Origin of the sequence: Verrucosispora sp. SN26_14.1 (assembly GCF_004307965.1) — a bacterium.
Taxonomy (GTDB): domain Bacteria; phylum Actinomycetota; class Actinomycetes; order Mycobacteriales; family Micromonosporaceae; genus Micromonospora.
The window spans coordinates 1-2014 of sequence record NZ_SISL01000713.1 but is presented as its reverse complement, the minus strand read 5'-3'; the positions used below and the strand labels follow the sequence as shown (position 1 = coordinate 2014).

Genomic DNA, 2014 nt, shown 5'->3' with positions numbered 1-2014 from the left:
CGTCGGCATCGGCCGATGTGGATAAGAGACAGGGGGTCCTCCGTCGACGTCGCGGACCTGCCCGCCGAGGCGACGGCGCCGATGGAGGTGGCGCCGGCCCGGGTAGCGCTGCTCCAGTTCACCTCCGGCACCACGGGGGCGGTACGCGGGGTGCGCGTGCCACGGACCGCCCTGGAGGCCAACATCGCGGCCGTCCGGGACTGGCTGGAGATGACGCCCGACGACGCGACCGCCTCGTGGCTGCCGGTGCACCACGACATGGGCCTGGTCGGGTGCCTGCTGGCACCGGTCGTCACCGGCGCCGACCTGTGGCTGCTCACCCCGGCGGAGTTCGTCCGCCGGCCGAGCCGGTACCTGGAGTGCTTCGGTCGCGCCGGGGCCCGGTTGACCGCGATGCCCGGCTTCGGGCTGGCGCACGTGCTGCGGCGGGTCCGCCCGGAGCAGCTCGCCGGGCTGGACTTCCGGCAGTGGCGGGCGGTCATCGTCGGCGCCGAACGGATCCCACCGGCCACCCTGACCGCCTTCGCCGACCTGCTCGCCCCGCACGGGCTGCGCCGGGAGGCGCTGCTGCCCGCGTACGGGCTGGCGGAGGCGACGCTGGCGGTGACCGGGCTGCCGCTGCGGACCGGGTGGCGGCAGGTGCCCGGCCCGGACGGCGTACCCGTGGTGGGCTGCGGCGGCCCGGTCACCGGGGCCCGGATCGCGGTGGTGGACGACGACGGCCAGCCGGTCGACGACGGGACGGTCGGTGAGATCGTCGTCGGTGGCGCGTCGGTCGCCGACGGGTACGCGGGCGGCCCGTCCTTCGACGGCACGGTCCGCACCGGGGACGCCGGGTTCCTGCGGGACGGGCACCTCTTCGTGCTGGGCCGCCTCGGCGACAGCCTCAAGGTCCACGGCCGGACGGTGTTCGCCGAGGACGTCGACGCGGTGCTCGGCGCGGCCCTGGACGTGCCGCCCGGACGGCTGGCCACCGTGCTCGGCCTGGTGGCGGGGGCCCCGACCGTGGTGGTCCACCTGGAACATCCCCGGCCGGAGTGGCTGCCCCGGATCCCCGCCCTGGTCGCGCCGCTGGTGCCGGCGGCCGACGTGCACGTGGTGCCGGTGCCGTCCGGCACGATCCCGCGTACCACCAGCGGCAAGCCGAGGCGGCGCCAGTTGTGGCGGCGCCACCTGGACGCGTCCGCGCACCCGCCGCGCGAGGCGGCGGGCCCGGTCACGTCAGGCCGAGGCTCCGGATGACACCGGCCAGCACCTTCGTCCGGTGCGGCACCAGATAGAAGTGGTCGCCGTCGAAGACGGTCAGGTCGAAGGCGGCCCGGGTGTAACCGGCCCAGGCCGCCACCTCGTCCACCAGTGCCTCGGTGTCCACGTCGCCGACGAGCGCCGAGACGGGGGTGGCCAACGGCGCGGCGTCGACCGGGCGGTAGCTCTCGATCAGCCGGTAGTCCGCCCGCAGCGTCGGCAGCAACGCCGACCGGAGCTGCGGGTTCTCCAGCGCTGCCGGGTCGGTCCCGCCCAGTCGGCGCAGCTCGTCCCAGAGGTCGTCGTCCGGGCCCAGGTGTTTGGTGCCCGGCCGGTGGTGGCACGGCGCGGGCCGTCCCGAGACGAACAGGTGCGCCAGCGGCGCGGCGTGCCGCTGCTCCAGCCGGCGTGCCACCTCGTAGGCCACGGCGGCACCCATGCTGTGCCCGAACAGGGCGATCGGCAGGTCACGCCGGGGCGCGAGCACGTCGGTGACCATGTCCGCCAGCACCGGCATGGCGGTCAGCGCGGGCTCGGCGATCCGGTCCAGCCGGCCCGGGTACTGCACCGCCAGCACCTCGACGTCGTCCGGCAGCTCCCGGGCCCAGCTCCGGTAGAACGGCGCGCTGCCGGTGGCGTGCGGGAAGCAGACCAGTCGCACGGTGGCCGCCGGCCGGGGCCGGTAGCAGCGCAGCCACCGTCGCGCGCTGGTCTCGACCGAGGTCACCCGCCCACCCCCGCCGGCTCCCGCGCGTCCGCCGGGTCGGCC

Annotated in this window: 2 protein-coding genes; one reads left to right on the top strand and one right to left on the bottom strand. The window is 76.3% G+C overall.

All coding sequences use genetic code 11. The annotated features are described in order from the left end of the window. Positions 1–1242, top strand: a 1242-nt coding sequence (locus EYA84_RS31210) for an AMP-binding protein (RefSeq protein WP_131057774.1), incomplete at its 5' end; no start/stop codon positions are given. Here the strand turns inward: EYA84_RS31210 and EYA84_RS31205 are convergent. Beyond that, positions 1217–1972, bottom strand: coding sequence for a thioesterase II family protein (locus tag EYA84_RS31205; RefSeq protein WP_131057773.1), 756 nt, complete (start codon positions 1970–1972; stop codon positions 1217–1219). The genes EYA84_RS31210 and EYA84_RS31205 overlap by 26 nt on opposite strands. Positions 1973–2014: the final 42 nt, after the last annotated feature.